Raw genomic sequence first — 24655 nt, 5'->3', positions numbered from 1 at the left:
TAAAAGGATTCAGCCGGCGCGCAGGCCGGGCTGGATCCGGGGAAGAAAAAGATCAGGCGGGATTCGGGATATCGATAAAGGTCACATCAAAGCCGTGGTGCTGGGCCAGCCAGTCCCCCAACGCCTTCACGCCGCCGCGCTCGGTGGCGTGGTGACCGGCGGCAAAGAAATGCACGCCCATTTCGCGCGCGCTGTGAATGGTCTGCTCAGAGACTTCACCGCTGATGAACGCATCGACGCCGAAGCGCGCCGCGCTGTCGATAAAGCCCTGGCCGCCGCCGGTGCACCAGGCCACTCGGCGAATATGCTCAGGCGCGTTATCGCCGCAGTGCAGCACCGCGCGCCCCAGCCGGCTTTCGATGCGCTGTTGCAGCGCTTCGCCGGTCAGCGGCTGTTCGAATTCCCCGTGCGGCACCAGCGGCTCGATTTCACCAATCACCCGAATGCCCAGCGCCTGCGCCAGCTGCGCGTTGTTGCCCAGCACCGGATGCGCGTCCAGCGGCAAATGATAACCGTACAGGTTGATGTCGTGGGTCAACAGCGTTTTCAGGCGGTTGCGCTTCATGCCGCGCACCGCCGGCGCCTCGTTTTTCCAGAAATAGCCGTGATGCACGATGATCGCGTCGGCCTGATGCGCCACCGCGGCGTCCAGCAGCGCCTGACAGGCTGTGACGCCGGTCACGATGCGCTGTACATGCGCACGCCCCTCTACCTGCAAACCGTTGGGGGCGTAGTCCTGAAACACCGCGGCGTTCAGTTCTGTGTTGATCAGTTGTTCCAGATCGAGGTTACGCATTCTCTTCTCTCTTCATAGTCAAAATGTCTGCCGGTCGCCCTGCGCCATCAGGATGAATTTCACCCCCAGATCGTTGCCCTGCGCCAGCTGCTGCGCAATGGCGGCGCGCGCGTCTTCGCCCTGCTTCAGGCTGGGCTTGATGTGGCTGATGACCACCGGCAGACCGTTCAGCGAGCCTTCGCCGCCGCTGTACTGCGTCAGATTATTCAGCTCCTTCAGCAACCAGGCCGGCGTCAAATGGCCGTACAGATGTTTGTCCTCCACCCCGTTAGGGTAAGAGGTTTCGATAATCATGCCCTTGAGCTTTTTCCGCTCGACAAGCGGCCCCAGCGCGCGCCAGACGGTATCGAGATCGCGCGACTGCTCCACCTTATCCGGCCCGGTATCGCCGAAATAGGCGAAGAACTCGTTGCCGTTGGAAATCAGCAGCATCGACGACGGATAGCGATCGTGGCTGAGCGGATACATCACGCCGGTCAACCCGGTCAGGCCGAGGGTAAATCGCTGCTGCGGCCGCACCGTTTGCAGCCGGTAGGTGCCCAGCCGCGCACCATTGCCGGCGTCGGTAAAGTTCGGCCAGGCCTTCCAGTTGAAGTAATGGTTGCGCAGGGTCAGCACGGTGTCCGCCTGGGCGTAAACGGTTTTTTTATTATCCTCGGGCGAGCCGACGATCAGCCCCGCCACGTGGTCCAGATGGCCGTGGCTGATAAAGTAGCTGCCGATCAACTGCCGGAACACGTAGCCCTGTGGCGTGTAAGGCGCGGCCAGCTCGGGGGTCACCTGCGGGAAACTGCCCTTCTCCAGCCCTTTGGCGATGCCCGGCAGCAGCGAGCCGGCGTCCAGCGCCACATACTGCGGCTGATTATCGCTGCGGATCAGGTAGGAAGTCAGGTTGCCGTCGCTGACGCCGCCGTCGACGCCCAGCGCCACCACGTCAAAGCCGGCGATCGCCAGCGCGGAATAGCCGCTCAGGCACAGGGCCAGCACCTTTTTCATCATTACGTCGCTCCTTGCAGTTGCCTCAAGACTCTCCCCGTTTCGCCGCCTCGAACGCCGCCAGCGTCTCCACGCGGGCCTGTTTGTGATCGACGATCGGCAGCGGGTAGTTCAGCGTACGGCGCTGCTTTTCCGCCCAACGGTGGGGGTAATGGATGTCATTGTCGGGCACATCCGCCAGTTCCGGCAACCATTTACGGATGAAAGTGCCTTGTGGATCAAAACGTTCACCCTGCGTCGTCGGGTTGAAGATGCGGAAATACGGCGCGGCGTCGGTGCCGGTGGAGGCCGCCCACTGCCAGCCGCCGTTATTGGCCGCCAGATCGCCGTCCAGCAGTTGCGACATGAAGTAGCGCTCCCCGGCGCGCCAGTCGATCAGCAGGTCCTTCACCAGGAAACTGGCGCTGATCATGCGCAGCCGGTTGTGCATCCAGCCGGTAGCGTTCAGCTGGCGCATGGCGGCATCGACGATCGGATAGCCGGTCTCGCCCCGCTGCCAGGCCTGCAGCTTCGCCGCGTCATCGCACCAGCGCACTTTGTCCGTCCAGGCGATAAACGGCCGATGGCGGCACAGCTCGGGATAGGCCACCAGCAGATGGCGGTAGAACTCGCGCCAAATCAGCTCGTTCAGCCAGGCGAAAGCGCCGCTCTCGCGATCTTCCAGCAGCTGCGGGCATTCGGCGCGCAGGCGATTGAAGCACTGGCGCGGCGACAGCGTGCCAATCGCCAGATAGGGCGACAGACTGCTGGTGCCGGCGATGGCGGGCAGATCGCGCTGGCGAAGGTAATCCTGCACTTGCTCACGACAAAAGGCGCGCAGCCGCTGCAGCGCGGCCTCCTCGCCGGCGGGATAGTCATCCCCGATCTCCGCCGCGGGATAATCGAACGCCGCCGGCGCTTCAGGCGCAGGCAACGCGCCATCGGCACGGATCTTCGGCGCCGGCAGGCAGCTCACGTCGGACTCAGTCAGGCGCTGAATGAAGGCGTTGCGAAACGGCGTATAAACCTTGTACATCTCGCCGCCGCCGGTTAGCACGCTGCCCGGCGGCAACAGCAGGCTGTCATCAAAACCGTGGCACGTTACCCGTCCATTCAACTGCTGCTCCAGCCGCGCATCGCGGCGCCGTTCATTCAGTTCGTACTGGCGATTGTAAAACAGCGCGTCCACCTGCTCTCGCCGGCAATAGTCCGCCAGCCAGTCGATCGATGCAGCAAAGTCCGAACAGGCATGGCAATGCAGCGCAATGCCCTTTTGCGCCAGCGCCTGCTGTACCGCCCGCAGGCTGGCGTGGATCAGCGCCGCCTGCCGCGGCGCCATCTCATGCTGCCGCCACTGCTGCGGGGTGGCGATAAACACCGCCAGCACCCGGGCTTTGGGATCGCTGCAGGCGGCGTGCAGCGCTTTGTTGTCGGTGATACGCAGATCGTTACGCAACCAGACCAGATGCGTGGTCATAAAACTCCTTGTCAATCAATGGCCGTAACGCAAACGCAGCGCCTCCGGGTAAGGTTCGAAATAGCGTTGTTCCGCCAGATAGCGGTCAGGGTATTCCGCCATGTAATGCTTAAGCAGCGCGATCGGCGCCAGCAGCGGCTGCATGCCCTGCCGATAACGATCGATCAGGTGCGCCAGCTCCTGGCGCTGCGCCGTGCTGAGCTGACGGCGGAAGTACCCCTGCACGTGCATCAGCACGTTGGTATGATTGCGCCGCGTTGCTTTGTGCGCCAACAGCGCCATCAGGCGGCTGCGGTATTCCACGGCGAAGGCCTCCAGCGAGTCCCAGCGGTGAATATCGGCGACGAAGCGCCCCAGCTCGCGATAAGCCGGCTGCGAATGCGCCAGCAGTGAAAGCTTGTAGCGGCTGTGAAACGCGATCAGCCCGCCGCGGGTCAGCCCCTGGCGCCACAGCATATTCAACTCATACAGCGCGTACACCCGTTCAATGAAGTTTTCCCGCAATGCCGCATCCTGCAATCGTCCGTCTTCTTCCACCGGCAGCCACGGCATCTGACGCAGCAGTTCGGCGGTAAACAGCCCGACGCCGTTTTTACGCGAGTCTTTGCCGTTCTCACTGTAGACCCGCACCCGCTCCAGGCCGCAGCTCGGCGACTTGGCGCAGACAATATAACCGCACAGATGCTGCAACGCGGCTACGCGCTGCGCGGAGAAACTGCGCATCTCCTCGGTCAGATCCACGCTCGCGTCGTTGCTGTAACGCATCGCCGGCCAGGGCTGCGCCTGTTTCACCAGGCGCAGCGCCGGGCGCGGCGTGGGCAGGCCGATCGCCATTTCCGGGCAAACGGGCTCAAAGCGCACATAGGGCGCCAACTGTTCCACCGCAAAGGCCAGCCGCTTGTGGCCGCCGTCGAAACGCACCGCTTCACCCAGTAAACAGGCGCTGATGCCGATAGGGATCTTGTCGCTCATACCACTCTCCCGCGTTGTTAGCCGATTGAGGAAAGTGTAGAAGAACGGCTTGCCGAATACGACCTTACGTTGGGTAGGGACGGCCAGGGCATAAAAAAACCCCCGCCGCAAGGCGAGGGTTGTTCGTGAATCGGCAGCGACTCAGTAGAAATCGCAGGACGCCAGTTCCGCCTGCTGCAGCCAGACCGGCTTATCGCTGGTTTTTGACCAGACGCGATGCAGGTAGCTGTAAAAACGCCCGCGATCGCTGCGGAACAGCATCACCGGCAGGGCCAAAATGCCCGCGATAACCACTGCGCTGCGGCGCAGGAGAATCCGATGCAGTGAATAAGCGTGATAGGTCGTAGACATGCGAACCTCCTTAAAAACGCCTGCCGTTGATTTGTCAGGGAAAACGGCGTCGGCGTATCAAATGAACAATCGGTAATTTGGTAACTGGACAAAATTTTAGCGCACTTGATGAAAGTTTACTACTCATCCGACCACTAAATCGCACAAAAAATCGCTAATCACCGCAGCGATTCGTAATTTTGTTACAATCAAGTTAATTTTTAACTAAACATGGGTTACATTGTGGTTATTATTCGGTTCTTCATCCCACACCTCAGCCCCGGCTTATTCACACATCAGGCGCAATCTCGCCGCAAGCAGGCTGCCTGAAACGGCCAATTTCCGCTGAAATTTCAGCCATTTTTATACTTTTTTTACACCTGCCCGCGCGATTTTTTCATCTTCTTTCTACCCCTCTCCCTACACTGCCTCTATCAAAAACAACACCTCTGGAGGTGTCCCGTGAGTTTCAGCGTTATTGGTGGTGCGCTGTTGGTCCTGCTGCTGTTGGCCTATCTGGTCTACGCCCTGTTTAACGCGGAGGATTTCTGATGGCGGCTTCAGCCTTTTTACTGATCGCCAGTTTCCTGCTGGTGCTTCTGCTGCTGGCCCGGCCGCTGGGCGGTTTTATGGCGCGCCTGATCGAAGGTGAGCCGCTGCCTGCGCTGCGCGCAGTGGAAGCCGGCGTCTGGCGCGCCTGCGGCATCCGCGCCACCGAGATGAATTGGTGGCAGTACGCGCTGGCGATCCTGGCATTCAACCTGCTCGGGCTGGCGCTGCTGTTCGCCTTGCTGATGACGCAGGGCTCGCTGCCGCTCAACCCGCAAGGCTTCCCGGGCCTCTCCTGGGATCTGGCGCTCAACACCGCCGTCAGCTTCGTCACCAACACCAACTGGCAAGCCTACAGCGGTGAAAGCGCCCTCAGCTATTTCAGCCAGATGGCCGGGCTGGCGGTGCAGAACTTCGTCTCCGCCGCCACCGGCATCGCCGTGGCCTTTGCGCTGATCCGCGCCTTTACCCGCCGCGCCGGCAAGACCGTCGGCAACGCCTGGGCCGATCTGTTCCGCATCACGCTGTATGTGCTGCTGCCGATCGCGCTGCTGATCGCCCTGTTCTTCGTCAGCCAGGGCACGCTGCAAAACTTCCTGCCTTACCTGCACGTCACCACGCTGGAAGGCGCGCAGCAGACGCTGCCGATGGGGCCGGTAGCCTCGCAGGAAGCGATCAAGATGCTCGGCACCAACGGCGGGGGGTTCTTCGGCGCCAACTCGGCGCACCCGTTCGAAAACCCGACCGTGCTGACCAACTTCGTGCAGATGCTGGCCATCTTCCTGATCCCCTGCGCGCTGTGCTTCTCCTTCGGACAACTGGCCGGTGAAAACCGTCAGGGCCACGCGCTGATCTGGGCGATGGCGCTGATCTTCGTGGTGGCGGTGGTGGTGGTGATGGTTGCCGAGCTGGCGGGCAACCCGCACCTGAGTGCGCTGGGCGCCGACAGCAACATCAATATGGAAGGCAAAGAGTCGCGCTTCGGCATTCTCGCCACCAGCCTGTTCTCGGTGGTGACCACCGCCGCGTCCTGCGGGGCGGTCAACGCCATGCACGACTCTTTCACCGCGCTGGGCGGCATGGTGCCGATGTGGCTGATGCAGATCGGTGAAGTGGTGTTCGGCGGCGTCGGCTCCGGCCTGTACGGCATGCTGCTGTTCGTGCTGCTGACGGTGTTTATCGCCGGTCTGATGATCGGCCGCACCCCGGAATACCTGGGCAAGAAAATCGACGTTTATGACATGAAGATGACCGCGCTGGCGATCCTGGTCACGCCGACGCTGGTGCTGCTGGGCAGCGCGCTGGCCATCGGCACCGACGCGGGCCGCGCCGGCATCCTCAACCCGGGCGCCCACGGCTTCAGCGAAGTGCTGTATGCCCTGTCCTCCGCCGCCAACAACAACGGCAGCGCCTTCGCCGGGTTGAGCGTCAATACACCGTTCTACAACCTGCTCCTGGCCTTCGCCATGTTCGTCGGCCGCTTCGGGGTGATCCTGCCGGTGCTGGCGATCGCCGGTTCGCTGAGCGCCAAGCCACGCCAGCCGGCGGGCAACGGCACCCTGCCGACCTATGGGCCGCTGTTTATCGGCTTGCTGATCGGCACCGTGCTGCTGGTGGGCGCGCTGACCTTCGTGCCGGCGCTGGCGCTGGGCCCGGTGGCCGAGCATTTGCAGCTTTGGTTGGCAAACTAACCGACGTCACAGAGAGAGAATAAGAGATGACTCGCAAACAACGCGCGCTGTTTGAACCGGCTCTGGTGCGTACCGCGCTGATCGATGCGGTGAAAAAACTGGACCCTCGCGTTCAATGGCGCAACCCGGTGATGTTCGTGGTGTATATCGGCAGCCTGCTGACCACCGCCATCTGGCTGGCGATCCTCACCGGCCAGACCGACGGCGCCGCCGCCTTTACCGGCAGCGTCTCCCTGTGGCTGTGGTTCACCGTGCTGTTCGCCAACTTCGCCGAAGCGCTGGCCGAAGGCCGCAGCAAGGCCCAGGCGGAAAGCCTGAAGGGCACCAAGAAAACCAGCTGGGCGAAAAAACTGGCCGGCCCGCGCCGCGACGGCGCCACGGAGAAAGTGGCCGCCGAGAGCCTGCGCAAAGGCGATATCGTGCTGGTGGAAGCCGGCGATACCATCCCGTGCGACGGCGAAGTGCTGGAAGGCGGCGCTTCGGTGGATGAAAGCGCCATCACCGGGGAATCCGCGCCGGTGATCCGCGAGTCCGGCGGCGACTTCTCCTCGGTCACCGGCGGCACCCGCGTGCTGTCCGACTGGCTGGTGGTGCAGTGCAGCGTCAACCCGGGGGAAACCTTCCTCGATCGCATGATCGCCATGGTGGAGGGCGCCAAGCGCCGCAAAACACCGAACGAGATCGCGCTGACCATTCTGCTGGTGGCGTTGACCATCGTGTTCGTGCTGGCCACCGCCACCCTGTTCCCGTTCTCGCAATACAGCGTCGAGGCGGCCGGCAGCGGCAGCGTGGTCACCATCACCGTGCTGGTCGCGCTGCTGGTTTGCCTGATCCCCACCACCATCGGCGGTCTGCTGTCCGCCATCGGCGTGGCCGGGATGAGCCGCATGCTTGGCGCCAACGTGATCGCCACCAGCGGCCGCGCGGTGGAAGCCGCCGGCGATGTGGACGTGCTGCTGCTGGATAAAACCGGCACCATTACGCTGGGCAACCGTCAGGCTTCGGAGTTTTTGCCGGCGCCGGGCGTCAAAGAGCAAGAGCTGGCGGACGCCGCGCAGTTGGCTTCGCTGGCGGACGAAACGCCGGAAGGCCGCAGCATCGTGGTGCTGGCCAAACAGCGCTTTAACCTGCGCGAGCGCGATCTGCAGGCGCTGAACGCCACCTTCGTGCCTTTCTCCGCCCAGACCCGCATGAGCGGCGTCAACGTGCAGGAGCGCATGATCCGTAAAGGCGCGGTGGACGCCATTCGCCGTCACGTCGAATCCAATCAGGGGCACTTCCCGCGGGCGGTGGACGATCTGGTGGAAAGCGTGGCCCGCACCGGCGGCACGCCGCTGGTGGTGGCGGAAGGCGCCCGGGTGCTGGGCGTGGTGGCACTGAAGGATATCGTCAAGGGCGGCATCAAGGAACGCTTCAATGAGCTGCGCAAGATGGGCATCAAAACGGTGATGATCACCGGCGATAACCCGCTGACCGCAGCGGCGATCGCCGCCGAAGCCGGGGTGGACGACTTCCTGTCGGAAGCCACGCCGGAAGCCAAGCTGGCGCTGATCCGCCAGTATCAGGCGGAAGGCCGTCTGGTAGCGATGACCGGCGACGGCACCAACGACGCCCCGGCGCTGGCACAGGCCGATGTGGCGGTGGCGATGAACTCCGGCACCCAGGCCGCCAAAGAGGCGGGCAACATGGTCGATCTGGATTCCAACCCGACCAAGCTGATCGAAGTGGTGCATATCGGCAAACAGATGCTGATGACGCGCGGTTCGCTGACCACCTTCAGCATCGCCAACGACGTGGCCAAGTACTTCGCCATCATTCCGGCGGCGTTCGCGGCCACCTATCCGCAGTTGAACGCGCTGAACGTGATGCACCTGCACTCCCCCGCCTCCGCCATCATGTCGGCGGTGATCTTCAACGCCCTGGTGATCGTGTTCCTGATCCCGCTGGCGCTGAAAGGGGTGAGCTACAAACCGATGAGCGCCGCGGCCCTGCTGCGCCGCAACCTGTGGCTGTACGGGGTCGGCGGCCTGCTGGTGCCATTCATCGGCATCAAACTGATCGACCTGATCCTGGTCGCGCTGCACGTCGCCGGTTAACCATTGAGGGAAATGAACATGACGTATTTACGACCTGCGCTGGTGATGTTGATCCTGCTGACGCTGATCACCGGCATCGCCTATCCACTGCTGACCACCGGGCTGGCGCAGCTGCTGTTTTCGGGCGCGGCCAACGGTTCGCTGCTGTACCAGGGCGACAAGGCGGTCGGCTCCGCGCTGATCGGCCAGAACTTCACGCGCGCCGACTATTTCTGGGGCCGCCCGTCGGCGACCGGCGATTCGGCTTATAATCCACAGGCCTCCGCCGGCAGCAATCTGGCGGCCACCAACCCGGCGCTGGATAAGGCTATCGCCGAACGCGCGGCGCAGCTGCGCCAGGCCAATCCGGCCATGAGCGGCCCGATCCCGGTGGATCTGCTGACCGCCTCCGGCAGCGGGCTGGATCCGCAGATTTCGATCGCCGCGGCGCGGTATCAGCTGGCGCGGGTCGCGGCGGCGCGTCATCTGCCGCCGGAACAGGTCGCCAAACTGATCGAAGACAACACCGATCGGGCCACGCCCAACTTCATGGGGGAATCGGTGGTCAACGTGCTGAAGCTGAACCTGGCGCTGGATGCGTTGAAGTAGCGCGCCGTATTCAGCATAGTGATAGGGTTCGGCGTGCCGAACCCCTTTTTGCTTGGTAACACAAGGAATTGTCATGGTCGAAGAAGAACAGCAGCGTCCCGATCCCGATAGCCTGCTGGCGCTGGCCAATGAAAAACCGCGCGGCCGGTTGAAGGTATTCTTCGGCGCCTGCGCCGGCGTGGGCAAAACCTACGCCATGCTGCAGGAGGCCCAGCGTTTGCGCGCTCAGGGGCTGGACGTGCTGGTCGGCGTGGTGGAAACCCACGGCCGCAGCGAGACCGCCGCCCTGCTCGACGGCCTGGCGCTGTTGCCGCAAAAGCGCATCCAGCATCGCGGCCGGCTGGTGCATGAATTCGATCTCGACGCCGCGCTGGCGCGCCATCCGGCGCTGATCCTGATGGATGAACTGGCGCACAGCAACGCCCACGGTTCACGCCACCCCAAACGCTGGCAGGATGTGGAAGAGCTGCTGGACGCCGGCATCGACGTGCTGACTACCGTCAACGTGCAACATTTGGAAAGTCTGAACGACGTGGTGGGCGGCGTGACCGGCGTGCGGGTGCGCGAAACGGTGCCCGACCACGTGTTTGACGAGGCCAGCGAAGTGGTGCTGGTCGATCTGCCGCCGGACGATCTGCGCCGGCGGCTGCACGAAGGCAAAGTGTATATTCCCGGTCAGGCCGAGCGCGCCATCGAGCATTTTTTCCGTAAAGGCAACCTGATCGCCCTGCGCGAGTTGGCGCTGCGCCGCACCGCCGATCGGGTCGATGACCAGATGCGCGAGTTTCGCGACACCCAAGGGCGCGAGAAAGTGTGGCACACCCGCGACAGCATTCTGCTGTGCGTCGGCCACAACAGCGGCAACGAAAAGCTGGTGCGCATCGCCGCCCGGCTGGCGGCGCGGCTCGGCTGCCACTGGCATGCGGTCTACGTGGAAACCCCCAAGCTGCACCGGCTGCCGGAAAACCAGCGCCGCGCCATTCTGCGCGCGCTGCGGCTGGCGCAGGAGCTGGGCGCCGAAACCGCCACCCTGGCCGATCCGTCCGAAGAGCGCGCAGTGCTGCGCTACGCCCGCGAACATAACCTCGGCAAAATCATCATCGGCCGCCGCAGCGAGCAACGCTGGAAGCTGCGCGGCAGCTTCGCCGATCGCCTCGGCCGGCTGGGCCCGGATCTCGATCTGGTGATCGTCGCGCTGGACAGCGACGCCGCACAGCCGCCGCCGGGCAAGGAGCACGACGGCCGCAGCTTCAATGAGAAATGGCGCATGCAGCTGCGCGGCTGCGCGGTGGCGGTGGCGCTGTGCGCACTGATCACCCTGCTCTCGCAGTGGCTGCTGCCGGGCTTCGATCAGGCCAACCTGGTGATGGTCTACCTGCTCGGCGTGGCGATCGTCGCGCTGTTCTTCGGCCGCTGGCCATCGGTGCTGGCGGCGGTGATCAACGTCGCCAGTTTCGATCTGTTCTTCGTCCAGCCCGAATGGTCGTTCGCCGTCAGCGATATGCAGTATCTGCTGACTTTCGGCGTGATGCTCGCCGTCGGCATCATCATCGGCAACCTGACCGCCGGGGTGCGTTATCAGGCCCGGGTGGCGCGCTACCGCGAGCAGCGGGCGCGCCATCTGTACGAAATGTCACGCGGGCTGAGCCGCGCGCTGACCGTGGCCGACATCGCCAACACCAGCCGTCATTTCCTCTCCAGCAGCTTCCAGGCGAAAACCGTGCTGCTGCTGCCGCAGGAAGACGGCCGGCTGCAGCAAATGATCGGCGAGGAAGGCGGGCTGCTGTCGGTAGACGAAGCCATCGCGCGCTGGAGTTTCGATAAAGGCTTGCCGGCCGGTGCCGGCACCGACACTCTGCCCGGCGTGCCTTACCAGCTGCTGCCGCTCAATACCCCCAAACAGACCTTCGGCCTGTTGGCGATCGAACCCAACAACCTGCGCCAGCTGATGGTGCCGGAACAACAGCGGCTGCTGCAAACCTTCGCAGTGCTGATCGCCAGCGCGCTGGAACGGCTGCACCTGGCGCGCAGCGCCGAAGAAGCCAAGCTGGACGCCGAACGCGAGCAGCTGCGCAACTCGCTGCTGGCGGCGCTGTCGCACGATCTGCGCACCCCGCTGACCGTGCTGTTCGGCCAGGCGGAAATTCTCACGCTGGACCTGGCGGCCGAAGGCTCCAATCACGCCACCCAGGCCAGCCAGATCCGCCAGCAGGTGCTGAGCACCACCCGGCTGGTGAACAACCTGCTGGATATGGCGCGCATCCAGTCCGGCGGTTTCAGCCTGCGTAAAGAGTGGCAGTCGCTGGAAGAGATCGTCGGCGCTTCGCTGCACATGCTGGAGCCGCTGCTCAGCCAGCATCCGATCGAGGTCGAGCTGCCGCCGGAACAGATCCTGGTCAACTGCGACGGCAGCCTGCTGGAACGGGTGTTCACCAACCTGTTGGAAAACGCCAATAAATACGCCGGCGCCGAGGCCACCATCGGCATTCGTGCCCGCACGCTGCCCGAGTGGCTGGAAGTCGAGGTCTGGGATAACGGCCCCGGCATCCCCGCCGATCAGCTGCAGCTGATTTTCGACAAGTTTTCACGCGGCAATAAAGAGTCGGCGATCCCCGGCGTCGGCTTGGGGTTAGCCATTTGTCGTGCCATTATTGAAGTGCATGATGGCCGCATCTGGGCGGAAAACGGCGCCAACGGCGGCGCCAGCTTCCGCTTCGTGCTGCCGCTGGAAAAACCGCCCGAGATCGACGGCGACGCCTTCGATCTGTAATCAACGCAGGGGAAACGTGAGCATAACGCCAACCAACATTCTGATTGTTGAAGATGAAAAAGAGATCCGCCGCTTCGTGCGCACCGCGCTGGAGAGCGAAGGCCTGCGGGTGTTTGAAAGTGAAACCCTGCAGCGGGGGCTGATTGAGGCCGGCACGCGCAAACCGGATCTGATCATCCTGGATTTGGGCTTGCCGGATGGCGACGGGCTGAGCTACATCCGCGATCTGCGGCAGTGGAGCGCCATTCCGGTGATCGTGCTGTCGGCGCGCAACGCCGAAGAGGACAAAATTGCCGCGCTGGACGCCGGCGCCGACGACTATCTCAGCAAACCGTTCGGCATCGGCGAACTGTTGGCGCGGGTGCGGGTCGCGCTGCGCCGTCACTCCGCCAGCCAGCAGGAAAGCCCGCTGGTGAGCTTTTCGGCGATCACCGTCGATCTGGTGAATCGCCGGGTGCTGCGCAACGACGAAGATCTGCACCTGACGCCGATCGAGTTTCGCCTGTTGGCGGAGCTGCTGGCCAACGCCGGCAAGGTGATCACCCAACGCCAGCTGCTGAGCCACGTCTGGGGGCCGAACTACGTGGAACACAGCCACTACCTGCGCATCTACATGGGCCATCTGCGGCAGAAGCTGGAAGCCGATCCGGCCCGGCCCAAACACCTGCTGACCGAAACCGGCGTCGGCTACCGTTTCATGCCTTAACCCCGACGGGCGCGGTTTGCCGCGCCGTTACGCCGCCGGGCCCTTCTTCAATCCGACCATAAATTCCTTGAACGCCTCGCGCAGCGGAGCGAACACCGGGTGTTTGCGGTTTTCGATCATCACTTCGGAGAACAGTTTCAACCCCACGGCGAAGGCCGCGCTCTGCTCAGGGCCGAAGTTCAGATCGTCACGCGCCCGAATGCGCTCGACGATCTCGAGAATATCGTCATGGTTGGTCACCTCAAAACTCAGCGGTGCCTTCTCGACGGGGTTGCCCTGGCGGTCGCTCAGGGCTTCAACGGTAATGTTAAAACGGTGGCCGGGCATCAGTTCTCCTCCTGCTGCGTGGGCTGAATGTGCATTTCGCTTTCGATCGCCGCCACGGCGGTCAACAGTGCGGCGTTGATGCGTTCCACCTGTTGCGGCGTAAGATCGGCGCGCATCACGTTGCCGCGCAGCAGACTGCGCAGACGGTTCATGGCGTCGTAAATGCCTTCCGCCAAGTTGCCGTGCCGATGATGCTCGCGGCCGGCACCCGCCAGACGCGCCAGAATGACCTCAACCACCTGTTGATGCTTTTGCAGCTCGCCCTCGCCCGCCGAGGTGATGCGGTAGCTTTTGCGGCCGTTGCCGGTGGTGAGCGGTTCGAGAAAATCCTGCTCTTCCAGCAGCGTCAGCGTGGGGTAAATCACCCCCGGGCTCGGCACATACAGGCCGGAAGAGGCTTCCTCGATCGCCTTGATCAATTCGTACCCGTGGCTGGGCTTGCGCGCCACCAGCGCCAGCAACACCAGGCGCAGATCGCCGTGTTCGAACAGACGATGACGCCCGCCCCGGCCGCCGCGTCCGCCACGGCCATGCTCTTCGCCGTCGCCGCCGAAGTGATGGCGCCCACCGCGATGACGGCGCCCTTCTTCACATTCATGATGGTGATGATGCCGGTGTAAACCTAATCGATGAAACATAGGGTGATACCTCGCTTTAACAGTGAACATCAATACGAGGTTGTTTAGATATATCTAAACAGCGTCGATAACGCTAATCTAGATCGATATATCTAAATGCGCAAGCGCGTGCCATGAAAAAGATATATCTAAATTACAGGCATAAAAAAAGCGCTGTAAAAACAGCGCTTTTTATCCATCAAGAAAAGTGATTACTTGGCGGAAGCCAGCACTTCGCTGACGATCTCAACCGCTTCGTGCTCGATTTTCTCGCGGTGTTCCGCCCCGAGGAAGCTCTCACAGTAGATCTTGTAAGCCTCTTCGGTACCGGAAGGACGGGCCGCGAACCAACCGTTGTCGGTCATCACTTTCAGGCCGCCGATCGACGCGCCGTTGCCCGGTGCCGCGGTCAGACGCGCAGTGATCGGGTCCCCGCCCAGCGTACTGGCCTTGACCATCTCCGGCGACAGCTTGGACAGCGCCGCTTTCTGCGCATGGGTTGCCGGCGCCTGGATGCGGTTGTAGCTTGGCGCACCGAAGCGCTTGGCCAGATCGTCATAGTGATGCTGCGGATTTTCACCGGTTACCGCGGTGATTTCAGCCGCCAGCAGGCACATGATGATGCCGTCTTTGTCGGTCGACCAAGGCTGGCCGTTGAAGCGCAGGAACGAGGCCCCGGCGCTCTCTTCGCCGCCGAAGCCCAGGCTGCCGTCGAACAGGCCGTCCACGAACCATTTGAAACCGACCGGCACTTCCACCAGCTTGCGGCCCAGGTCAGCCACCACGCGATCGATCATCGCGCTGGACACCAGCGTTTTACCTACCGCCACATCGGCGCCCCACTGCGGGCGATGCCGGAACAGGTAGTTGATGGCTACCGCCAGATAGTGGTTCGGGTTCATCAGGCCCTTCGGCGTGACGATGCCGTGACGGTCGTAATCCGGATCGTTGGCGAACGCCAGATCGAATTTGTCGCGCAGCGCCAGCAGGCCGGCCATCGCCGACTCGGACGAGCAGTCCATGCGGATGATACCGTCGTGATCCAGGTGCATAAAGCGGAAGGTCTGATCGATGGAGTCGTTCACCAGCGTCAGATCCAGCTTGTAGTGTTCCGCCACGCGCTGCCAATAGGCGATGCCGGAACCGCCGAGCGGATCCACGCCCAGCTTCAGGCCGGCGCGTTGAATGGCCGGCATGTCGACCACGTCAACCAGGCCTTCGACATAAGGCTGCACCAGATCTTTGGCGTGCAGGTGGCCGCTGTTCCAGGCCTTGTCCAGCGACTGGCGCTGAACGCCTTTCAGCTGCTGCGCCAGCAGTTCGTTGGCGCGCTTTTCGATCACCGACGTCAGGTTGGTGTCAGCCGGACCGCCGTTCGGCGGGTTGTACTTGATGCCACCGTCTTCCGGCGGGTTGTGGGACGGCGTAATGACGATGCCGTCGGCCTGCGCGCCGCCGCGGCGGTTGTGGCACAGAATGGCGTGCGATACCGCCGGCGTTGGCGTGAAGCCGTTGTTTTCCTGCACGATCACATCGACGCCGTTGGCGGTCAGCACTTCCAGCACGGAAATAAAGGCCGGCTCGGACAGCGCATGGGTGTCTTTACCCACGTAGCACGGGCCGGTGGTGCCCTGCTGATGACGAACTTCGGCGATCGCCTGAGCGATGGCGAGGATGTGCGCTTCGTTGAAGCTGTGGCGCTGCGCGCTGCCGCGGTGGCCGGAGGTGCCAAACTTCACCGCATGTGCGGGATTGCCGGCTTCCGGTTGCAGCACATAGTACTGCGACGTCAGCTGGGCTACGTTGATCAGATCGCTTTGACGGGCGGGCTGCCCGGCACGTGGATTATTCGCCATCGACATATCTCCCTCATCCCTGTCGGTGACCGGGCAAATACGTCGCGCACGGCCATCATGACGGGCTGTTCGCTAAATTAGACGGTACCGCAAACTTTCTCGATCAGTTCCGCCGGGAACTGCATCGCCTGCATGATGTGTTCGATCATGCTGCGTTTGCGGCCGGTATTGGTATTGGTGATCACCCAGTAAGGGGTGCCCGGCACATGCTTCGGCTTGGTATGCGTGCCGTTGGCCAGCAGGGTCTGCTGATCGCCGGCGAAATAGGTGCGGGTACGGCCGGTCAACGCCTCGGTGGCGGCGGCAAAACCGGCGGCATCGAGGGTGTACAGCGTGGACAGCACCAGCATGAAACGGTTGACCGCTTTGTTCTGCTCGGCGTATTCATCCGACAGCAGCAGTTCACGCACGGCGCGCACGCGATCGCGCGGACGCTGAACCGGTGCCGCTTTTTCCAGCTCGACGGACTGCGACGCACTGGCGGCAGGCAACGCGCGCACCGGCTGCCCGGCGGTGAATTTCAACATGCGGCGTAAAATATCGGACGCGCTTTCACCGATGTGTTGCGTGTGGCTGGCAATATAACGGTAAAGCTCTTCGTCGACTTCAATAGTTTTCATCTTTATCCAATACTGTTTTTTCTACTTAGAACCTGAAGCCAGATCCTGCATTCAAGCCATGGGATTATAAGGTTAAAAGCGCTGGGGCGAACACAACAATGTGCCTCCGGACGGCAAATGCAGACTAATACCTATAGCCGGCACTGCCAAGCCCGCGCCGCGAAAATTCCGCATGATTCATCGTGCGATTCAATCATGATACCCTAATCTGAATCTCTCTCAGTATGAACTTCGCCATGAAATTACATTATCAACTGCTGGCCGCCGAGTCAGACGCGCTGCCGGTGCTGCTGATCCACGGGCTGTTCGGCAATCTCGACAACCTGGGCGTGCTGGCGCGCGATCTGCATAAACAGCACAGTGTGATCAAGGTCGATCTGCGCAACCACGGCCTCTCCCCGCGCGCCGACGATATGAACTACCCCGCCATGGCGCAGGATCTGCTGGCGCTGCTCGACGAACTGCAGCTGGAGAAAGCGATCGTCATCGGCCACTCGATGGGCGGCAAAGCGGCGATGGCGCTGACCGCCATCGCGCCCGAGCGCATCGCCAAGCTGATCGTCATCGACGTCGCGCCGGTGGATTACCAGATCCGACGCCATGACGAGATCTTCGCCGCGCTGAAGGCCGTCAGCGCCGCCGGCATTACCCAGCGCCAGGCGGCCGCCCAGTTGATGCGCGACTACCTGCAGGAAGAAGGCGTGATCCAGTTCCTGCTGAAGTCCTTCCATAACGGTGAATGGCGCTTCAACCTGCCGGTGCTGATCGAACGCTACGAAGACATCACCGGCTGGCAGGACGTGCCGGCCTGGCCACACCCGACCCTGTTCATTCGCGGCGGCCTGTCGCCGTACGTGCAGGACAGCTACCGTGCAGACATCGCCCGCCAATTCCCGCAGGCACGCGCGCACGTCGTCGCCGGCACCGGCCATTGGGTGCACGCCGAAAAACCGGAAGCGGTGCTGCGCGCCATCCACCGTTTCCTCGGCGAAGCCTGAAAAACGCGCTCACCTGGCGAAAAAACGCGCTAAAGATAACGGCTTAGCGCGTTTAGCCCGCAGTTAGGCATTGTCGCCGCTCCATCTGCTGGGGTAATATGGCGCGCTATAATTTTGCCGCCGCGCCGGCGCGTTCGCGAACGCCGGTTCGGGGGTAAATTTGGGTTAGGGTTTATTGGCCCGAAGTGTGTTAACCGATGCCTCCGGAAGCGTGCGAGCGCTTTTTGATGCAAACTCCCTTGCAGTACCGCTACCTATGGCAAAAGAACAAACGGATCGCACGACGCTGGATCTGTTCGCAGATGAACGCCGTCCGGGGCGCCCGAAAACCAACCCGCTTTCCCGCGATGAACAGCTTAGAATCAATAAGCGCAATCAGTTACGGCGCGATAAAGTGCGCGGATTGCGGCGCGTAGAGCTGAAAATCAACGCGGATGCGGTGGACGCCCTGAACAAACTGGCGGAACAGCGCAACATCAGCCGCAGCGAACTCATCGAGCAGATGCTGTTGGCGCAACTGGCGGAAGAACAGCCGGAACATTGATCTCTTCGGCCGCACGCGCGGCGCGGCGTTAAGGACAACGCCGGATCGACCACGCTTTTCTTCATCCTTCGGCATCGCATAAATGCGATAAAACCCCGGCGCCACTTTCTGGCATGATACGCATTTACCGGTAAGAGACTGCGCCTGTCGGCGCCCGCCACCGTGGCGAAAGGCTCTTGCCATGGCATCATTTTAATCGGCGGCAGTGCCGGCGCCGAGTAATGCAATTAATTGAATTTAAAGGTTATACGCGATATGGCTACTGTAGGCATTTTCTTTGGCAGCGACACTGGCAATACCGAAAACATTGCCAAAATGATCCAGAAAATTCTCCAGAAACAGTTTGGCGACGACGTCTCTGAAGTGCACGACATCGCCAAAAGCAGCAAAGAAGACCTGGAAGGGTTCGATATCCTGCTGCTGGGTATCCCGACCTGGTACTACGGTGAAGCGCAGTGTGACTGGGACGATTTCTTCCCGACGCTGGAAGAAGTCGATTTCAACGGCAAACTGGTGGCGCTGTTCGGCTGCGGCGACCAGGAAGACTACGCGGAATACTTCTGTGACGCGATGGGCACCATCCGCGACATCATCGAACCGCGCGGCGCGGCCATCGTGGGCCACTGGCCGACCAAAGGCTACCACTTCGAAGCTTCCAAAGGCCTGGCGGACGACAACCACTTCATCGGTCTGGCGATCGACGAAGACCGTCAGCCGGAGCTGACCAACGAGCGTGTCGACGCCTGGGTCAAACAGATCGTCGAAGAGCTGAGCCTGGCCGATATCGTCGGCTAAACGCCGGGACTGGCGAAAGGTTGAACAAAGGCCCTGTAAAGTGCATAGTGTGCCGACAGGGCCGTCATCGGCAACAGGGATTGCTGCGATAGAAGCTACAGATTTGTAACTTCCCACCCCGTCACGGTAGACTGAGATATCGGTTTATCCCATCCATCAAGGCGTTGCATGCAAAACATGCAATAGTGCAATTATATCTTTGTTAACAACCGGCGGTTTCCATTTAGTACAACCGGTTCTATAATGAGACGCATTAACTCTTTGTGCCGACCGATGCCACAGGCGAGTACGCCTCAACTTGATTAGCATAGTAACAGGACTGAATTCGCATGACCGACAACAACATCGCATTGAAGAAGGCCGGCTTAAAAGTCACGCTTCCGCGACTCAAAATCCTGGAAGTACTGCAAAATCCGGAATGCCATCACGTCAGTGCGGAAGATTTGTACAAAAAACTGATTGATATGGGCGAAGAGATCGGCCTGGCAACGGTTTATCGCGTACTGAACCAGTTTGACGATGCGGGCATTGTGACACGTCACAATTTCGAAGGCGGTAAGTCCGTGTTCGAGCTGACCCAACAGCATCACCACGATCACCTGATTTGCCTGGACTGCGGCAAAGTGATCGAATTCAGCGACGAATCCATCGAAGTGCGCCAGCGTGATATCGCTAAGCAGCACGGCATCAAGCTTACCAACCACAGTCTGTACCTGTACGGCCACTGTGAAACCGGTGACTGCCGCGAAGACGAATCGCTGCACGACAAGAAATAAGCCCCACCGGCTATGAGAAACCGCCTCACATTGAGGCGGTTTTTTTATGCCCGCCGTACAACGGGCAAAAAAATCCCCGGACCAGCCGGGGAAAGATCATGTCATGAAATACTACAATTGCAGCGGCACTGCGACTCCACGTACTGCTCTCACTTCAACATCCGCCCCACGCCGGCACGCGCGGGGGCGAACGCATTCCCCCTTCGTTAAGCGGCCCGCCGCCATGACGACAGGCCGATGTGCCGGGCTTAGACCTTCTCGGCGCGGCTGTAACGTTTACCGTCCGGACTGACCGAACGCACCTGCACCTCACCCGATACCGCCGGCTTGGCCTTGGCGTCATAACGCTGCCACTGCTTGCCGCCGTCGGTGGAGTACTCGATGCCCAATCCCGGCAGCGCGATATTCGCTTCCAGCTTGCCGCCCGCCACGCGGGCGCCCGGCACCGGCAGACGGTAGGCGACGCCGCCTTTGTCCAGCTTGGCCAGTTCTCGTTGGCCCAGGATATTGGCGAAGCGCAGCCAGTCTTTCTCCAACGCCTTGGTGTCGACAAAGTGGGTTTCCCCGCCTTTGTATTCACGGCCGGCGCGATAGTCCTGCTCCCAACCGGCGCGGTGCCAGGCGCGTTCCGCCACCGACAGCGCGCGCGGGAAGATCATGTATTCCATCTGCGGATCGGTGCGCTGGGTTTCGCTCCACAGCTGAGCGGACAGACCGTAGGCGCCCGGCCACGGCTTGTCGCTTTTGGCGTTAAAGTGGTTGCCGTCGCGGTCGACCGAGGTTTCCGCGTTCTGCGGCATGTTGTCCGGCGCGAAGCTGAACACCTTGCGCTCGTCGCTGAAGCGGGTACCCCAGTAGTAACCACGCTCGTCCGGGTTCACCTCGTAAGGGAAGTCCATGTAGACGTAGTCCGGGTTGGAGACCACCACTTCATATCCTTTGTTGGCCCAGTCGTTGACGCTATCGAAACCGCCCCAGTACAACGTATCCCAGAAGTTGACGCCCACGCGCGAGGTGGCGAACGCCTTTGCGTTCTCGGCGTCTTTCAAGCCGTCTTGCCAGGCCTGCATTCTGTCGATGCCGTGCGCCTTCACCAGCTTGCTGACCTCCTGGCCGAAGTAGCTCGGCAGGTGCTCCATGTCGGCCACCTTGCCTTCTTTGATCATCGTCTGGCAAACCTGCGACTTGGCCCACGGCTTGTCTTCGTTGCTCTGGTCGATGATGCCTTTACCTGGCTCCGGTTTCGCCTTGTCGGTATAGCCGGCGCCCAGGCGGATGTTTTTCGCCTCATCGCCGCCGAAGTGCCAGGTTTTGATCGGCTGCCCGGCTTCTTTATGCATCTGGGCAATCTCGCCAATCACCTTGTCGACAAAGCGCTGGGAGGAATCCAGGCACGGGTTCAGGTAGCTCTGGCGGTTAAAGAACTGCACCGAGGTGGTATTGGAAGTATCGGTCGGATCCACCAGGCGGAATTCGTTGGCCTCCTGCTCTTTGCCGGCGGCATGCAGCTTTTTATAACGCGCCTCCATAGACACCACCGCGGCGCGGGCGTGCGCCGGCATGTCGATCTCCGGGATCACCTCAATCTGGCGCGCCTGGGCGTATTTGATGATGTCGATATAGTCCTGACGGCTGAAGAAGCCGCCGTAGACGGCCGGCCCCTGGCCGTACTGCGGCAGCAGGCAGGTGGTTTCGCTCAGATCGTGGCAGCGCTGGCCGCCGACTTCCGTCAGCTCCGGCAAACCGGGGATCTCGATGCGCCAGCCTTCGTCATCGCTCAGGTGGAAGTGGAATTTATTGAGTTTGTAAGCCGCCATCTGATCCAGCAGGCGCAGCACCGCGTCCTTCTTATGGAAGTTGCGCGCCACGTCGAGGAAAATGCCGCGATACTGGAAGCGCGGCGCATCGCTGGCGTCCAGCGTGGCGATCTTGCCGCTGCCGTCGCTCGGCACTAACGACAGGATCGACTGCAACCCGTAGAACACCCCGGCCTGATCGAAGCCGATCACCCGCGCCTCTTTCTTACCGATTTTCAGCTCATAAGCGCCCGGCACCGCCATCGCGCCTTTAAACTTGCCCGGCTGGATGTCGGTCTTGATCGGGTAACCGTTGGCCTGAACCGGCACGCCCAGCAGCGCGAAACGCTGGTTGACGACGTCCGCCGCCGGCTTGACCAGCGTGCTCAGATCCGGCGATACCCCTTTGCGCAGGTCGGCGTCCTGTGCGTGGATCTTCACCTGCATCGGTGTCGGCACGATCTGGCCGCGCAGCGCGCCGGCGGGCAGCGTCTGCAGATCGGCATTGCTGACAAAGCGCGAAGCCGGCGTCATCAGAATGTTTTTGTCGTCCTTGGTGCGCTTCCACTGATCGCCGGTGAACGGCGCCACAAACTGATCCAGATTTTCGGTGTCGGTATTCGCCAGCATTTTCGGCTTGGCGTCGCCGGAAGTGGCATACCAGCGGGGCAGGAAGTCGTTTCTGAACAGCTGCCAATATTCAGCGACCACCGGGATTTCCACCGCCTTGCCGGCAGGGAAACCGCTGAATTTGGCGGTCGGCTCCAGCTTGTACAGATCGCCGGTCAGATGCGCGATCTTGAACTGATCGTTATCCACCCGCAGGGTCTGGCGCGGGCTGTGGAAATAGATGACCCAGTCCTTGCCGTCGATCGCCTGCCCGTCGTTGCTGAGGGTGAACAACACCCGGTTGCATGAGGCCCAGTCGGCGCCCAGCGCCGCACAATCCACGCCGTTTTCGCCGGCGCGGTTATCCAGCATTTTCACGTTCAGCTTCAGCTGGCTCAGCTGATCCACCAGCTGTTGATCGGCCATGGCATTACCCATGCCGCCCAAGAATCCCATCGTTGCCGTCAAAGCGGCCAGTGCGCTCAGTTTGAATGCGTTCATCTTCTCGTCCTTCTTAATTATTGTTATCGCGAATTTCTTGCCACAGCTTGCCGCACTTGGCGTCGTAAGCCTGACCGTTACCGCTGTGCACCGCCATAATGCAGTTCTGATAATCCATCACCCGCACCGTTTCCTGCGCAGCGAACTGCTGGTGCTGTTTCTCTTGTTTCAGCACGTTCAACACCGCCTTGCAGGGCTGCAGACGCTCCGGCGAACCTTCGGCGGTGTTGATGCAGGCGCTGTAAGCCTGCTTCAATTTGGCGTCTTCCGGCGGCGCGGCGGGTTGCGCGCAGGCGCTCAAGGCCGCGGCGGCCGCCAACATCAGCATGATTTTTTTCATCGTTGAATTCCCTTAACTGCCCCCGGCGACGAGGCCGGGGAACGCATCAGAAGATGGTGAATGGCGCGATGACCATGAACTTGACGTCTTTCTCGTCCTGGAAGATGTTGCCGTAACCGCCGCCCCAGCTCGGGATGTTGGTGTGGTTGTCATACTGGGTGTAGTGCAGCTTGATCAGGGTGCCCTTGGCGCGCCCTTCCTGGATGGTGTACATCGCGTCCAGGCTCCAGGCGCTCTCTTTCAGGCGCTGGCTCTGATCGTAGATCGGGTTGGTGCTCGGCTTGGCGTCCCAAGCGTAGACATAAGAGCCGCCGACCGCCATGCCCGGCAGGTTCCAGTTGCTGAGGTCATACATCACGCCGGCGTACACCGCTTTCTCGCCGTTGGCGTTAAAGTCGGAACGGTTATCCCACCACACGTCCAGACGACCGTTAGACGAGGCGTAGGTCGGGGTCATGCGCTGCAGGAAGAAGCCCTGATTGCCTTCCGCCTTGACCATGGTGCCTTCCAGACGCCAGTTGAACTGGCCGGTGGTGTAACCGAAGGTCAGCGCCTGCAGCCAGGCCAGCCCGTCGTAGATGCTGTTCGGATCGTTCTTGTCGCTGATGCGATCTTCCGCACCGTAGAACTGGTAACTGGTGGTCAGCGGGTTGCCCAGCACATCGAATTTGTAAGACGCCTTGGTGAAGTACTGATTCACGTAACCCTGGGCCTGGCCGAAGGCGGCTTCCAGCACCAGATCGTTTTTGAAATCGTACTTGGCGCCCAGCGAGTGCAGGTAGGAGACGCGGGTTTTCTTATCGTTCTGGCGGAAGTCGTCCACCTCGATATGCCACGGCGCCTTGTATTTGTCGGCCCACATGTAGGAGAAGCTCAACGCGCCGGCATCGCCGTAGTCGAACTTGGCGCCGGCCTCGGCGCCCTGATAGGTGCCCGGCATAAAGCTCCAGTGCGGCGCCAGCAGGGTTTGGCCGCTCGGCTGAATATAGCCGGCGCGTGCCCAGACCGGGCCGTATTTGAACTTGGCGGCGGCTTTGTACAGGCTGACGCCGCCTTTGTCACCGGAATAGTCTTCGTCATAGGTACGGTTTTTTGAGGAGAACGCGATCTCGTTCGGGTGGCCGCTGGCGCTGGATTCCGCCAGCTCGATGGCGGTAAAGGCACCGACGTCCAGACCGAACATGTCCCAGGCATAACCCGACGCGAAATCCAGGCTCAGGTTGGCGGTAGAGTGCGACAGGTTGGTGGTGTATTGGTTGTAATCCTTGCTGTCCGGATTGAGATCTTTACGGTCGCGCTCACGTTGCCAGTAATAGATGCCGCCGGTCAGCGTGGAGTCATCGATAAACCCTGCGGCTTTCGCCTCAGGCGCCATGGCAAACCCTGTTCCCAACAGCGCGCCCGCGACTGCGAGCGCCAGCGTTTTACGCTGAGCACCGTGCGTACCCATATTGAAATTCCTCTTTGACTTAACTTAAAAGTTGCAGCCGCCTATGTTCACCACTGCCCTGCACGACTGCCAATAAAAAACCCGAACGGGTAAAAAAAATTGCCGACGAGATGTTATTCCCACAGCACTAATTGCTACAGACAGACTATTTTTCGCGACGCGAATTATCAAATGAAAAATGCGGGAGATTTGTCAAAATATGACAAGGAGCACATATCAGTGAGATTTTGTTACGCCGGTGTTCATGGAAGGTGTCGAATAAAAAATTCAATTAAATCAGAATAAATTGAGATACAAGGTCAACCAGAGACGATTAATGGTTTCAGCCTGACCAAATTCGTCATTCAGACAATAAAAATTGAGAGCGCTCTCCAAATGAAATTAATTCGCATCACGAATATATAAGTAAAAATTAAGACTATTAAGCCCAATATCAGAAAACTTATTGATTAACGCACCACGATTAATTAAGCACA

The 24655-nt window shown here is 61.0% G+C and carries 22 protein-coding genes; 10 read left to right on the top strand and 12 right to left on the bottom strand.

Annotated elements, in window-relative coordinates; translation table 11 throughout:
* Positions 1-52 precede the first annotated feature (52 nt).
* From ACJ8PN_RS01700 to ACJ8PN_RS01680, 5 genes are all read right to left on the bottom strand, one after another.
* Positions 53-796, bottom strand: a complete 744-nt coding sequence (locus ACJ8PN_RS01700) for a type 2 GTP cyclohydrolase I (protein WP_351106970.1) — start codon at positions 794-796, stop codon at positions 53-55.
* Between the two features lie 18 nt (positions 797-814).
* The gene (locus tag ACJ8PN_RS01695) at positions 815-1795 is read right to left on the bottom strand and encodes an MBL fold metallo-hydrolase (protein WP_351106967.1); all 981 of its coding nucleotides are present in this window, start codon (positions 1793-1795) and stop codon (positions 815-817) included.
* 22 nt (positions 1796-1817) lie between these two features.
* Positions 1818-3248, bottom strand: a complete 1431-nt coding sequence (phrB, locus tag ACJ8PN_RS01690) for a deoxyribodipyrimidine photo-lyase (RefSeq protein ID WP_437189226.1) — start codon at positions 3246-3248, stop codon at positions 1818-1820.
* Positions 3249-3263: 15 nt separating this feature from the next.
* The gene (locus ACJ8PN_RS01685) at positions 3264-4220 is read right to left on the bottom strand and encodes a YbgA family protein (protein ID WP_084826673.1); all 957 of its coding nucleotides are present in this window, start codon (positions 4218-4220) and stop codon (positions 3264-3266) included.
* A gap of 141 nt (positions 4221-4361) precedes the next feature.
* Positions 4362-4571 carry a YbfA family protein gene (locus tag ACJ8PN_RS01680; protein WP_004939916.1) on the bottom strand — a complete coding sequence of 70 codons (210 nt, stop codon included), beginning with the start codon at positions 4569-4571 and terminating at the stop codon, positions 4362-4364.
* Positions 4572-5012: 441 nt separating this feature from the next.
* On the opposite strand from ACJ8PN_RS01680, the gene ACJ8PN_RS01675 reads away from it, so the two are divergent.
* The 6 genes from ACJ8PN_RS01675 (at position 5013) to kdpE (ending at position 12950) form a co-directional block, all read left to right on the top strand.
* On the top strand, positions 5013-5102 hold the full coding sequence (locus ACJ8PN_RS01675; protein WP_016928742.1) for a K(+)-transporting ATPase subunit F: 90 nt from the start codon (positions 5013-5015) through the stop codon (positions 5100-5102).
* Entirely contained in the window at positions 5102-6790 is a 1689-nt protein-coding gene (gene kdpA / locus ACJ8PN_RS01670) for a potassium-transporting ATPase subunit KdpA (RefSeq protein ID WP_004939918.1), read from the top strand. Before ACJ8PN_RS01675 ends, kdpA begins: the two co-directional genes overlap by 1 nt.
* A 26-nt stretch (positions 6791-6816) precedes the next feature.
* Positions 6817-8886, top strand: a complete 2070-nt coding sequence (gene kdpB / locus ACJ8PN_RS01665) for a potassium-transporting ATPase subunit KdpB (protein ID WP_351106959.1) — start codon at positions 6817-6819, stop codon at positions 8884-8886.
* Positions 8887-8904: 18 nt separating this feature from the next.
* Positions 8905-9474, top strand: coding sequence for a potassium-transporting ATPase subunit KdpC (kdpC, locus tag ACJ8PN_RS01660; RefSeq protein WP_015376963.1), 570 nt, complete (start codon positions 8905-8907; stop codon positions 9472-9474).
* 73 nt (positions 9475-9547) lie between these two features.
* Positions 9548-12244 (top strand): two-component system sensor histidine kinase KdpD, encoded by a 2697-nt coding sequence (gene kdpD, locus ACJ8PN_RS01655; RefSeq protein WP_033633919.1) that lies wholly within the window; start codon positions 9548-9550, stop codon positions 12242-12244.
* Positions 12245-12260: 16 nt separating this feature from the next.
* Entirely contained in the window at positions 12261-12950 is a 690-nt protein-coding gene (kdpE, locus tag ACJ8PN_RS01650) for a two-component system response regulator KdpE (RefSeq protein ID WP_033637458.1), read from the top strand.
* Between the two features lie 27 nt (positions 12951-12977).
* Here the strand turns inward: kdpE and ACJ8PN_RS01645 are convergent, their stop codons facing one another.
* The 4 genes from ACJ8PN_RS01645 to seqA form a co-directional block, all read right to left on the bottom strand.
* A complete protein-coding gene (locus ACJ8PN_RS01645) occupies positions 12978-13277 on the bottom strand; it encodes a DUF3861 domain-containing protein (RefSeq protein WP_004939927.1) in 300 nt (99 codons plus the stop codon).
* Positions 13277-13915 (bottom strand): PadR family transcriptional regulator, encoded by a 639-nt coding sequence (locus tag ACJ8PN_RS01640; protein WP_015376959.1) that lies wholly within the window; start codon positions 13913-13915, stop codon positions 13277-13279. The genes ACJ8PN_RS01645 and ACJ8PN_RS01640 overlap by 1 nt, the downstream gene beginning before the upstream one ends.
* 191 nt (positions 13916-14106) lie before the next feature.
* The gene (gene pgm / locus ACJ8PN_RS01635; RefSeq protein ID WP_351106953.1) at positions 14107-15750 is read right to left on the bottom strand and encodes a phosphoglucomutase (alpha-D-glucose-1,6-bisphosphate-dependent); all 1644 of its coding nucleotides are present in this window, start codon (positions 15748-15750) and stop codon (positions 14107-14109) included.
* 77 nt (positions 15751-15827) lie between these two features.
* On the bottom strand, positions 15828-16370 hold the full coding sequence (gene seqA, locus ACJ8PN_RS01630) for a replication initiation negative regulator SeqA (protein ID WP_131164582.1): 543 nt from the start codon (positions 16368-16370) through the stop codon (positions 15828-15830).
* A 224-nt stretch (positions 16371-16594) separates the two neighbouring features.
* Here seqA and ybfF point away from each other — a divergent pair, with 224 nt between their 5' ends.
* The 4 genes from ybfF to fur all read left to right on the top strand — a co-directional run bounded on the left by ybfF (position 16595) and on the right by fur (position 19483).
* Positions 16595-17368: an esterase gene (gene ybfF / locus ACJ8PN_RS01625; RefSeq protein WP_442534553.1), complete on the top strand. Its 774-nt coding sequence runs from the start codon at positions 16595-16597 to the stop codon at positions 17366-17368.
* A 256-nt stretch (positions 17369-17624) separates the two neighbouring features.
* Positions 17625-17912: a LexA regulated protein gene (gene ybfE / locus ACJ8PN_RS01620; RefSeq protein WP_004939936.1), complete on the top strand. Its 288-nt coding sequence runs from the start codon at positions 17625-17627 to the stop codon at positions 17910-17912.
* 255 nt (positions 17913-18167) lie between these two features.
* Positions 18168-18707, top strand: a complete 540-nt coding sequence (gene fldA / locus ACJ8PN_RS01615; protein WP_004939938.1) for a flavodoxin FldA — start codon at positions 18168-18170, stop codon at positions 18705-18707.
* Positions 18708-19036: 329 nt separating this feature from the next.
* Entirely contained in the window at positions 19037-19483 is a 447-nt protein-coding gene (gene fur, locus ACJ8PN_RS01610) for a ferric iron uptake transcriptional regulator (protein WP_004939939.1), read from the top strand.
* Positions 19484-19731: 248 nt separating this feature from the next.
* Here the strand turns inward: fur and ACJ8PN_RS01605 are convergent, their stop codons facing one another.
* The 3 genes from ACJ8PN_RS01605 to chiP are packed head-to-tail and all read right to left on the bottom strand — an operon-like array spanning position 19732 to position 24179.
* Complete coding sequence (locus ACJ8PN_RS01605; RefSeq protein WP_442534552.1) at positions 19732-22389, bottom strand: beta-N-acetylhexosaminidase; 2658 nt, start codon at positions 22387-22389, stop codon at positions 19732-19734.
* A gap of 13 nt (positions 22390-22402) precedes the next feature.
* Positions 22403-22729, bottom strand: coding sequence for a ChiQ/YbfN family lipoprotein (gene chiQ, locus ACJ8PN_RS01600; RefSeq protein ID WP_004939944.1), 327 nt, complete (start codon positions 22727-22729; stop codon positions 22403-22405).
* A 46-nt stretch (positions 22730-22775) separates the two neighbouring features.
* On the bottom strand, positions 22776-24179 hold the full coding sequence (chiP, locus tag ACJ8PN_RS01595; RefSeq protein WP_004939945.1) for a chitoporin ChiP: 1404 nt from the start codon (positions 24177-24179) through the stop codon (positions 22776-22778).
* Positions 24180-24655: the final 476 nt, after the last annotated feature.

Origin of the sequence: Serratia sp. CY76391, assembly GCF_052166695.1 — a bacterium.
Taxonomy (GTDB): domain Bacteria; phylum Pseudomonadota; class Gammaproteobacteria; order Enterobacterales; family Enterobacteriaceae; genus Serratia; species Serratia nematodiphila.
The sequence above is the reverse complement of the archived record's forward strand: the minus strand, read 5'-3'. Positions and strand labels throughout refer to the sequence as shown.

What these genes read in the sequence shown, in the direction of transcription:
- chiQ (WP_004939944.1), bottom strand. Translation starts at nt 22,729, where the DNA reads ATGAAAAAAATCATGCTGATGTTGGCGGCCGCCGCGGCCTTGAGCGCC.
- kdpB (WP_351106959.1), top strand. Translation starts at nt 6,817, where the DNA reads ATGACTCGCAAACAACGCGCGCTGTTTGAACCGGCTCTGGTGCGTACC.
- ACJ8PN_RS01695 (WP_351106967.1), bottom strand. Translation starts at nt 1,795, where the DNA reads ATGATGAAAAAGGTGCTGGCCCTGTGCCTGAGCGGCTATTCCGCGCTG.
- ACJ8PN_RS01700 (WP_351106970.1), bottom strand. Translation starts at nt 796, where the DNA reads ATGCGTAACCTCGATCTGGAACAACTGATCAACACAGAACTGAACGCC.
- ACJ8PN_RS01645 (WP_004939927.1), bottom strand. Translation starts at nt 13,277, where the DNA reads ATGCCCGGCCACCGTTTTAACATTACCGTTGAAGCCCTGAGCGACCGC.
- chiP (WP_004939945.1), bottom strand. Translation starts at nt 24,179, where the DNA reads ATGGGTACGCACGGTGCTCAGCGTAAAACGCTGGCGCTCGCAGTCGCG.
- pgm (WP_351106953.1), bottom strand. Translation starts at nt 15,750, where the DNA reads ATGGCGAATAATCCACGTGCCGGGCAGCCCGCCCGTCAAAGCGATCTG.
- ACJ8PN_RS01605 (WP_442534552.1), bottom strand. Translation starts at nt 22,389, where the DNA reads ATGAACGCATTCAAACTGAGCGCACTGGCCGCTTTGACGGCAACGATG.
- kdpC (WP_015376963.1), top strand. Translation starts at nt 8,905, where the DNA reads ATGACGTATTTACGACCTGCGCTGGTGATGTTGATCCTGCTGACGCTG.
- kdpD (WP_033633919.1), top strand. Translation starts at nt 9,548, where the DNA reads ATGGTCGAAGAAGAACAGCAGCGTCCCGATCCCGATAGCCTGCTGGCG.
- fur (WP_004939939.1), top strand. Translation starts at nt 19,037, where the DNA reads ATGACCGACAACAACATCGCATTGAAGAAGGCCGGCTTAAAAGTCACG.
- fldA (WP_004939938.1), top strand. Translation starts at nt 18,168, where the DNA reads ATGGCTACTGTAGGCATTTTCTTTGGCAGCGACACTGGCAATACCGAA.
- ACJ8PN_RS01680 (WP_004939916.1), bottom strand. Translation starts at nt 4,571, where the DNA reads ATGTCTACGACCTATCACGCTTATTCACTGCATCGGATTCTCCTGCGC.
- ybfF (WP_442534553.1), top strand. Translation starts at nt 16,595, where the DNA reads ATGAACTTCGCCATGAAATTACATTATCAACTGCTGGCCGCCGAGTCA.
- kdpA (WP_004939918.1), top strand. Translation starts at nt 5,102, where the DNA reads ATGGCGGCTTCAGCCTTTTTACTGATCGCCAGTTTCCTGCTGGTGCTT.
- phrB (WP_437189226.1), bottom strand. Translation starts at nt 3,248, where the DNA reads ATGACCACGCATCTGGTCTGGTTGCGTAACGATCTGCGTATCACCGAC.
- ACJ8PN_RS01640 (WP_015376959.1), bottom strand. Translation starts at nt 13,915, where the DNA reads ATGTTTCATCGATTAGGTTTACACCGGCATCATCACCATCATGAATGT.
- ACJ8PN_RS01685 (WP_084826673.1), bottom strand. Translation starts at nt 4,220, where the DNA reads ATGAGCGACAAGATCCCTATCGGCATCAGCGCCTGTTTACTGGGTGAA.
- ybfE (WP_004939936.1), top strand. Translation starts at nt 17,625, where the DNA reads ATGGCAAAAGAACAAACGGATCGCACGACGCTGGATCTGTTCGCAGAT.
- seqA (WP_131164582.1), bottom strand. Translation starts at nt 16,370, where the DNA reads ATGAAAACTATTGAAGTCGACGAAGAGCTTTACCGTTATATTGCCAGC.